This window comes from Sinobaca sp. H24 (genome assembly GCF_023845525.1).
This window is the reverse complement of record NZ_JALBWT010000013.1, coordinates 145,938-155,161: the sequence shown is the minus strand read 5'-3', so window position 1 is coordinate 155,161 and position 9,224 is coordinate 145,938. Positions and strand designations below refer to the sequence as shown.

Sequence of the window (9,224 nt, the reverse complement as noted above, 5' to 3'; positions counted from 1 at the left end):
TTTACAAATTTAACCCAGGACCATCTTGATTACCATGAAACAATGGATAAATACATGCAGGCGAAAAGCTTTTGTTCAGCCAGCTTGGAAATTCCTATGATGGCGAAGAAAAAACAGCGGTTCTAAATGCTGATGACAGTGCTTCGAGTTCTTTGAAAGAGTCTGCTCTGCTCCGGTGCTTACGTATGGAATAGAGCAGGCAGCCGATATTCGTGCGGAAAATATCACTATGTCGCCGACAGGCACGTCTTTTACCATTGTCACACCATGGGGAGAAGAGCGCTTGCTCTTTCAATGGCAGGTAAGTTCAGTATTATAATGCTTTGGCAGCAGCAACGGCAGCACTTGCAGAAGGAATAGCTCTTTCTACGATTGTGTCGGCTCTTGGGAAGGTAAAAGGAGTTGCAGGACGTTTGAACTAGTAGAGTCTGAGGAAGATTTTGCAGTTATTGTTGATTACGCGCATACGCCGGATAGTTTAAAGAATGTGCTGGAAACGGCCCGGGAAATGGCAGACGGTTCTGTTTATACGGTAGTGGGCTGCGGAGGAAACCGGGGATAAATCGAAGCGTCCTGAAATGGCGCACATTGCTGTATCCTTATCCGATATGAGTGTGTTTACCGCAGATAACAGGGATGAAAACCCCTCTTCCATCATTGATGATATGACAATGGGTTTAACAAATACTAATTTTACAGTGATTGAAGACCGCCGGGAAGCTATTGCCTATGCAGTGGAAAAGGCTGAGCCGGGCGATCTTATATTAATTGCCGGTAAAGGCCACGAAACATACCAGATTATAAAAGATCAGGTATTCTCTTTTGATGATAGAAAAGAAGCAGAAATAGCAATAAAAAATAAAACACATAAGTAAAACTGTTTGTTTTTAATAGAAAGGACGTCCAATAATGGCGCTCAATGTAATAATAGCCTGCATCCTGGCTTTCGTATTTATGATTATCCTTACCCCTTTTTTTTATACCGGCTTTAAAGAAATTTAAATTCGGCCAGAGCATTAGGGAAGAAGGGCCGGAGTCCCACATGAAAAAAGGCGGCACTCCAACAATGGGCGGTATTGTCATTCTGACAGCCCTTGTTTTGACGATGATTGTTATGACCATCTGGACCGGTTTCAGCACGGAACTTTTTCTGCTGCTTTTAGTAACCGTCGGATTTGGTACACTGGGCTTTCTTGATGATTTCATTAAAATTGTAAAAAAACGCAATCTTGGCCTGACTTCTAAACAGAAGCTGGCCGGACAGGCCGTTATATCGCTTATTTTCTTTTTAGTTATTTACTCAGGCGATTTTAGTACATCCGTTGCTGTACCGGCAACCAATTTCAGCCTGGATCTTGGATTTCTATATTTCTTTTTAGTTATCTTTATGCTGGTTGGAGCATCAAATGCTGTAAACTTAACTGATGGACTGGACGGTCTGCTAGCAGGCACAGGAGCTATAGCCTTTCTTGCTTTTGCAGTACTTGCATGGATACAAGGTGCTTCAGATATAGCGATCTTCTCTTTTGCTATAGTAGGCGCCTGTTTAGGTTTTCTAGTGTTTAATGCCCACCCTGCTAAAGTATTCATGGGAGACACGGGTTCTCTTGCACTCGGCGGAGCGATAGCGGCCATTGCCATTCTGCTCGGTGCTGAACTTATTTTGGTTATTATCGGCGGCGTGTTTGTTATAGAGACACTCTCTGTTATTATCCAGGTGGCTTCATTCAAATTAAGAGGCAAGCGTATTTTTAAAATGAGTCCAATTCATCACCATTTTGAACTTTCCGGCTGGTCGGAGTGGAAAGTAGTCACCGTGTTCTGGAGCACAGGAATTGTTCTGGCAGTGGCGGGAATAATAATCGAGGTGCTAATATAATGGAATCGTCCAGGTATAAGAATAAACATGTACTAATTTTAGGGCTTGCAAAAAGCGGAATGTCAGCGGCAAGGCTGCTTCAGCGCCTCGGGGCTCATGTAACAGTGAACAATGGAGCTTCTTCGGAAGGTTCTGTAGAAGAAGAGGAATTAAAGCGATTAGATATTCCGCTTCACAGCGGCGGCATCCGCTGTCTCTTTTAGAAGAAAAAGTTGATATGATAGTAAAAAACCCGGCATCCGCTATGATCTGCCGTTGCTTGAGAGAGCAGCGGAGATGAATATTCCCGTTATTACAGAAATGGAAATAGCGGGTCATTTGTGTGAAGGCACTATGATAGCCATTACGGGTTCCAATGGAAAAAAAACCTTCGAGTCTCCTCCATGCTCTGCTCGAGCAAGGCGGGAAAACCTCTTACCTTGCCGGAAATATAGGCACTGTTGCCTGTGAAGTAGCGGAAAAAGTGAAGAAAGATGAGTTTATGGTAACGGAGGTTTCAAGTTTTCAATTAAAAGGAAGTCCCTCCTTTAAGCCGCATATTGGTATAATATTAAATATCTTTGACGCTCACCTGGATTATCACGGCTCGAAAGAAGATTATATTGCGTCAAAAGGAAAGATGTTTTCGAGTCTCACAGAAGAAGACTACGCCTTGTACAATGCAGACGATGTTGAGGTGACAGCTCTCGCTGAACAATCAAAAGCTGTACTTTTTCCTTTCTCTACAGCAAAAGTATTAACAGAGGGAGCCTGCATCAAAGACGGATGGATGCTGTTCAATAACGAGCCTGTTATGGAAATGAGCAGTGCCTCTCTGCCCGGCAGACACAATCATGAAAATATGCTGGCAGCCGCAGCGGCTGCAATGCTTAGCGGCGTCAGCAGCGAAGAAGTAAAGAAAGTATTAACGACATTCCAGGGTATTAAGCATAGGCTTCAGTATGTAGGAGATGTAAACGGTGTTCGTGTGTATAATGATTCCAAAGCAACCAATATACTGTCGACTCAAAAAGCGGTAGAAGCCTTCTCAGATCCGGTAGTATTAATTGCGGGAGGCTTGGACAGGGGCAATGAATTTGACAGCCTCGAGTCCACTTTTGCCGGGCTGAAGGCATTAGTAGCCTACGGTGAAACAAAATACAAACTAGCAGATACCGCCGAAAAAGCGGAATTAAATATAGTGAAAATAGTAGATACTCTCGAGGAAGCAGCAGCCGCGGCCGCAGATATTGCAGAGGCGGGAGACGTGCTGCTTCTTTCTCCAGCTTGTGCGAGCTGGGATCAGTTTAAAACGTTTGAACAACGAGGCGATCTTTTTATTCAGGAAATAAATAAACAGAAAAAGCAGTAATATATTTTTTCGAAACCGGAAAAGTAAAAAGGAGTATTTTAATGAAAATAGTAATAACCGGAGGCGGGACCGGAGGCCACATTTATCCGGCTCTGGCCCTTGTAAAGGAAATAAAAAGAATAGCGCCCGAGAGTGAATTTCTATATATTGGTACAGAAAAAGGTCTGGAAAATGATAATCGTTCCGCGCGAAAGGTATTCCTTTCAAACTATTGAATCACCGGATTTAAAGCGGAAGCTTCTTTTGATAATGCAAAACAATCTGGCGGTTTATAAACGGCACCTCCAAAGCGAAAAAAATGATTAAAGAATTTCAGGCGGACATTGTGATAGGCACAGGTGGATATGTAGCAGGGCCCGTAGTGTATGCAGGTGCCAAGCTGAATATCCCTTGTATTATCCACGAACAAAACAGCGTACCGGGATTAACGAATAAATTTTTGAGCAGATATGCTGAAAAAGTAGGAATTGCTTTTCAGGAAGCGGCCTCTTTTTTTCCAGCAGATAAAGTGGAGTTTGTCGGTAATCCGCGGGCGTCTGAAGTAGCAAATCACACTCCGGTTAATCCACTGACTTCGATGGGACTCGACCCTGATCGTAAAACCGTTTTAATCGTAGGCGGGAGCAGAGGAGCAAAGCCGATTAATGAAGCATTTCTAGGATCATTGAAGGAAACGGCGGATCAGGAATGGCAGTATCTATATGTAACCGGCTCCGTTCATTACGAAAACGTCATGGAAAAAATAAAAGAGGCCGGCAGCCCGGACAATGTTTCTATTCAGGCGTTTCTGCATAATATGCCTGATGTTCTTCACCACATTGATCTTATTGTGACGAGAGCAGGACTACAACGATCGCGGAGATTACAGCACTCGGCATACCGTCCATCTTAATTCCAAGTCCTTATGTTACAAATAATCATCAGGAAAAAAATGCATTGGCGCTTGAAATGAATGGGGCTGCCATTCTCCGCAAAGAAAAAGACATAACGAGTGCAGTGCTCATGCAGGATATTCAAACCATTCTGGCAGAGGACAGCAAATGGCAGGAAATGAAAGAGGCATCACTCAGTCTGGGTGTACCGGACGCGTCCAGCCGACTGTACAAATTAATGGTTTCATTAATAAAGTCAAATGCATAAAGGAGGGAGTAGTTCTATGACTACAGTACTGCAGCGGCTTAAAGAGAAACAAGTAGGATATGTTGCTGAAGCCGAGCCATTATCCAAACACACTACTTGGAAAATAGGCGGTCCGGCTGATTTATTTATAGAGCCGGATTCCGTAGAGGGCCTGGTAGCAGCTTTAGAGGAAATTAAAGCACAAAAGCTTCCGTGGCGTGCTATTGGAAGAGGATCCAATCTTTTGGTAGATGATAAAGGGATTGAAGGAGCTGTCATTAAACTTGGCAATCGTTTGAGTGGAATGGAGCTTGATGAAGAAAATAGAGTATTAACAGTTGACGCCGGTTATTCGTTAATAAAGCTGGCAACCATTATAAGCAAAAAAGGCTATTCCGGATTTGAGTTTGCAGGCGGGATTCCAGGCACTATAGGAGGAGCCGTCTTTATGAATGCTGGTGCGCACGGAACAGAAATAGCCGACGTGCTGGTAAAAGCGAGAGTGCTGTATCCTGACGGCAGGCTGGAATGGATCGCTAAAGAAGACATGGAGTTTTCTTATCGGACGTCGAGACTGCAAAAGGAAAAAGGAATATGCGTGCAGGCGGTATTTCAGCTGAAAACGGGGACAAAAGAAGATATCGTAGCAGAGATGCAGAAACATAAAAGCTATCGCAGAGAGACGCAGCCGTGGAATATGCCATGCGCAGGCAGTGTCTTCCGTAATCCTCTTCCCCATCACGCAGGCCAGCTGGTCGAATCATCCGGTCTTAAAGGATATTCTTATGGTGGAGCACAGATCTCAGAGCTTCATGCTAATTTCATCGTTAATACAGGGGATGCAAAAGCAGCAGATGTGCTGGCTATCGTAGAACACGTAAAGAATACCGTTTGGGAAAAATATCAGGTAGTAATGAATACGGAAGTAGAAATTGTGAAAAGACACGGATAATGCGTTTTTTCACGGCTTCTTTACATAGTATCCGGGCAGGATTGGAGGATGAAAAAGATGTCTGATAAGAAAGTAGTGCCGATTGAAGAACGGATTCCCACCTTACAGGAACAGCGAAGAAAGCGTTCGAATAGGCGTTTTATAATATATCTTACCATCTTTTTGATCTTAATTGGCCTGGTGATCTATTTCCAATCTCCACTAAGCAATGTACGTGCAATAGAAGTGGAAGGAAATCAGATTGCAGAAGAAAATGCCATCATTGAAACGAGCAGCATTGTACAAGGGGAAAATATCTGGGCCATTGACCGTGGAGAGGCCGAAGCTCAGATAGAAGATCTTGAAGAGGTTCAGGAAGCATCAATCAGCCGCTCTCTGCCCGGAAGAGTTGTTATCGATATTACTGAACAGGAACGAGTAGGCTATATCGCTTCAGAAGGGACATATATTCCCGTTTTAACGACTGGAGCTGTTCTGCGGGACAAGCCTTCTGATCAGATTCCAAGCGATGCGCCGCTCCTGCAGGGATTTTCTGATGAGAAAAAGCTGGAGAATTTTTCAGCCGAGCTTAGCAATGCAGGAGAGGGTATTAGAAACAGTATTTCTGAAGTGATTTTCTCCCCGACAGAAGAAGATCCCAATGAGCTGAGACTTTATATGAATGACGGCATTGAAGTAGAAAGTACTATCCCTGGATTCGCAGATCATATGGCTTCCTATCCTTCGGTGTCTGCCGAAGTGGACCGCAGTGTTCCAGGAATCCTCCATATGAAGATGACCCCGTATTTTGAAAGTGATGAAGAAGCAGTGGAAGAAGATGAGGAAGCAGTAGAAGATGATGAAGAAGCATCAGACGAGCCTCCGGAAGAAGAAGGCGGAAATGATGGAGCACCTGAAGAGGCTGCGGCAGAAGAAGCGGGAGAAGCTGCTGAATCTACAGAAGATGATGAAGCAGATAACGCTTCGGATACAGAAGAGGTACCGGTCGAAGAAACCGAAGAATCGACTGAAGAGACCGGTGATATTTCGGAAACAGAGCCGGAATATGAAGAAATGCCCCCTGTAACTGAAGAATAAGAGTGAATTTAATTCATCGTGCTCTTTTCTGCCGGGCATAATTCATGTAAACTAGACGTTATAAGTGTAAATAACCTTTCCATTCTCTATTAAAATGTAATCTCATTAAAAAAAGTAAATAATTTTCTGTTAAGATACCACAACAGCGTGTTGCTCATGTAATATAAATAGAGTAAACAACTCGGAATCTAAAACAGAGACTTGGGTGTTAGCATAGGAGGTGCCGACTAGTGAATAATGAAGATATTTATGTAAGTTTAGATATTGGTACATCTGCCGTTAAAGTTATTATTGGAGAGATGTCGGGCAAATCGTTACAGGTGATCGGCGTAGGAACCGCACCTTCAAGAGGAATGAAAAGAGGAGCCATTGTCGATATAGATGAAACGGTTCATTCTATCAGAGAAGCGATTCAAAAAGCAGAACGCATGGTAGGTCTTTCTATTACCCGCGTTATTCTCGGAGTGAACGGAAATCATATTGAAATGAAGCCGTGCAGTGGAGTAGTGGCAGTTTCAAGTTCTGACCGTGAAATCCGCGATGAAGATATTGACCGGGTGATGGATGCTGCCCAGGTTCTGTCTATTCCACCGGAACGAGAAATCGTAGATACGATTCCAACGCAATTTATTGTAGATGGACTGGAAGGCATAACGGATCCTCGCGGTATGATGGGTGTCCGCCTTGAAGTAGAAGCTACGTTAATTACCGGTGCAAAAACAACATTACATAACCTGCTGCGTTGTGTAGAAAAAGCCGGATTGGAAATTGAGGCGCTCTGCCTTCAGCCTCTGGCAGCCGGTGATTTTGCTCTTTCTAAAGATGAAAAAACACTTGGTGTCGCAATGGTTGATATTGGCGGCGGATCTACAACTATTTCCGTGTTTAAAGATGGGATGATGCAGGCGCTTCGTGTGCTCTCTATCGGCGGTGACCATATTACAAATGATATATCGTTGGTCTGCGCACGACTTCTGAAGAAGCAGAGCGCATAAAGAGGCATCATGGCTATGCGTTTATTGATGATGCTTCCGAAGATGTGACATTCAGTATGAATACAATGGGAAACGACCATTCGGAAGATTATTCCCAATATGAAATAGCCCAGATTATTGAACCAAGGCTCGAAGAAATTTTTGAGCTGGTGCATGAAGAAATTTACCGCATGGGTTATTCTGATCTGCCCGGCGGCTATATCTTCACAGGCGGCGCTGTTATGATCCCCGGAACGCTTGATCTGGCAGAAGATGTACTCCGTCAAAACGTACGCATGACCGTGCCGGATTATATTGGAGTCAGAGAGCCTATTTACACGACTGCGATTGGACTTATTGAATTTGCCCATGAACATGTTAAAATTCAAGATAAGGAAATGGCGGTTACCTCTGCTTCGGAAGAACAGTCTTTTCAGGCTGCCCCTCTTCCTCCGGCAGATACAAAGCCTAAGAAAGACCGTAAAGAACTAAGGGAACAGCGTGAAAAAGAAAATCAATCTAATCAGTCTGATCAGCCTACCGTAAAAAGCAAAGTGAAGAATTTCTTCAAAGTGTTTTTTGAATAAAAATAACAGGTCAGAATTGATAAACTAGGAGGATCATTGATGTTAGAATTTGAAATGGATATGGACCAGCTCGCACAGATTAAAGTCATCGGAGTAGGTGGCGGCGGTTCCAACGCGGTTAACCGCATGATAGAAAACGGCCTTCAGGGCGTCGAATTTATTTCGGTAAATACAGACGCACAGGCTCTTCAGCTGTCACAGGCAGAAACAAAGCTTCAGCTTGGTGGAAAGCTTACCCGCGGGCTTGGTGCAGGCGCTAACCCTGAAATCGGTAAAAAAGCTGCTGAAGAAAGCAAAGAGCAGATCGAAGAGGCGCTTATGGGTGCTGATATGGTATTTATTACTGCAGGTATGGGAGGCGGAACCGGAACAGGCGCTGCTCCCGTTATCGCAGAAATCGCCAAAGAAATCGGCGCTCTTACAGTAGGTGTCGTAACCAGACCGTTTACGTTTGAAGGCAGAAAACGTTCAAGCCAGGCGGCAAATGGTATTATCTCTCTAAAAGAAAAAGTCGACACGTTAATTGTGATTCCAAACGACCGTCTGCTTGAAATTGTAGATAAAAGCACTCCAATGCTTGAAGCATTCCAGGAAGCAGACAACGTTCTGCGCCAGGGTGTTCAGGGTATTTCGGACTTGATCGCAGTACCTGGACTTATTAACCTTGACTTTGCCGATGTGAAAACGATCATGAGTGAAAAAGGCTCTGCTCTTATGGGGATCGGTATTGCCACGGGCGAAAATCGTGCAGCGGAAGCCGCCAAGAAAGCTATTTCCAGCCCATTGCTTGAAACTTCTGTAAATGGTGCTCAGGGCGTACTAATGAATATTACAGGCGGAGCAAACTTAAGCCTGTTTGAAGTTCATGAAGCAGCAGAGATTGTTTCTGAAGCTTCAGATCTGGAAGTGAACATGATCTTCGGCTCGGTTATTAATGAAAACCTGCAGGACGAAATAGTCGTAACGGTTATTGCTACCGGCTTTGAAGATAACGAAGACAAAAGAGCCAGGGTAAACCCAAGAGGACAGACCCAGCAGCAGAATGCTTCACCTAGAAGAAGCCAGCAGTACAGCCAGCCGGCTCCTGCCAGAAGCCGTCAAACGCCGCCGCCAAGTGCCGGACGCGAAGACGAATATGCAGAGCCGCCAAGAGAAAGAGAATCTCATTCTCCGGCTGAAGAAGAATCAGATGCACTTGATATTCCGGCATTCCTTAGAAACCGCCGTAAAAAAAATAAATTCTAAAGCCGGACGTGTTCAACGCGTCCGGCTTTTTTCAAGAAAG

General features: G+C 44.2%; 7 protein-coding genes and 4 pseudogenes. All 11 read left to right on the top strand.

Annotated elements, in window-relative coordinates:
* Nucleotides 1–126 (top strand): Mur ligase family protein (locus MMY81_RS35470; protein WP_374562230.1); only part of this gene is annotated, 126 nt, incomplete at its 5' end.
* Between the two features lie 49 nt (nucleotides 127–175).
* Nucleotides 176–319, top strand: coding sequence for a hypothetical protein (locus MMY81_RS17575; protein ID WP_252313868.1), 144 nt, complete (start codon nucleotides 176–178; stop codon nucleotides 317–319).
* A gap of 129 nt (nucleotides 320–448) precedes the next feature.
* Nucleotides 449–562 carry a glutamate ligase domain-containing protein gene (locus MMY81_RS35465; protein ID WP_374562228.1) on the top strand — a complete coding sequence of 38 codons (114 nt, stop codon included), beginning with the start codon at nucleotides 449–451 and terminating at the stop codon, nucleotides 560–562.
* 16 nt (nucleotides 563–578) lie between these two features.
* Nucleotides 579–875: a glutamate ligase domain-containing protein gene (locus MMY81_RS17570; RefSeq protein WP_252313867.1), complete on the top strand. Its 297-nt coding sequence runs from the start codon at nucleotides 579–581 to the stop codon at nucleotides 873–875.
* 98 nt (nucleotides 876–973) lie between these two features.
* Nucleotides 974–1,879, top strand: a pseudogene (mraY, locus tag MMY81_RS17565) (phospho-N-acetylmuramoyl-pentapeptide-transferase); the annotation flags it as partial.
* Nucleotides 1,876–3,230, top strand: a pseudogene (murD, locus tag MMY81_RS17560) (UDP-N-acetylmuramoyl-L-alanine--D-glutamate ligase). The pseudogenes mraY and murD, both read left to right, overlap by 4 nt.
* Before the next feature lie 41 nt (nucleotides 3,231–3,271).
* Nucleotides 3,272–4,370 (top strand): annotated as a pseudogene (gene murG / locus MMY81_RS17555) (undecaprenyldiphospho-muramoylpentapeptide beta-N-acetylglucosaminyltransferase).
* A gap of 16 nt (nucleotides 4,371–4,386) precedes the next feature.
* The gene (gene murB, locus MMY81_RS17550; RefSeq protein ID WP_252313866.1) at nucleotides 4,387–5,301 is read left to right on the top strand and encodes a UDP-N-acetylmuramate dehydrogenase; all 915 of its coding nucleotides are present in this window, start codon (nucleotides 4,387–4,389) and stop codon (nucleotides 5,299–5,301) included.
* A 57-nt stretch (nucleotides 5,302–5,358) separates the two neighbouring features.
* Nucleotides 5,359–6,378, top strand: coding sequence for a cell division protein FtsQ/DivIB (locus tag MMY81_RS17545; RefSeq protein ID WP_252313865.1), 1,020 nt, complete (start codon nucleotides 5,359–5,361; stop codon nucleotides 6,376–6,378).
* Nucleotides 6,379–6,608: 230 nt separating this feature from the next.
* Nucleotides 6,609–7,939 (top strand): annotated as a pseudogene (gene ftsA / locus MMY81_RS17540) (cell division protein FtsA).
* Nucleotides 7,940–7,978: 39 nt separating this feature from the next.
* Nucleotides 7,979–9,184, top strand: coding sequence for a cell division protein FtsZ (gene ftsZ / locus MMY81_RS17535; protein WP_252313864.1), 1,206 nt, complete (start codon nucleotides 7,979–7,981; stop codon nucleotides 9,182–9,184).
* Nucleotides 9,185–9,224 lie beyond the last annotated feature (40 nt).

What these genes read in the sequence shown, in the direction of transcription:
- MMY81_RS17570 (WP_252313867.1), top strand. Translation starts at nt 579, where the DNA reads ATGGCGCACATTGCTGTATCCTTATCCGATATGAGTGTGTTTACCGCA.
- murB (WP_252313866.1), top strand. Translation starts at nt 4,387, where the DNA reads ATGACTACAGTACTGCAGCGGCTTAAAGAGAAACAAGTAGGATATGTT.
- MMY81_RS17545 (WP_252313865.1), top strand. Translation starts at nt 5,359, where the DNA reads ATGTCTGATAAGAAAGTAGTGCCGATTGAAGAACGGATTCCCACCTTA.
- ftsZ (WP_252313864.1), top strand. Translation starts at nt 7,979, where the DNA reads ATGTTAGAATTTGAAATGGATATGGACCAGCTCGCACAGATTAAAGTC.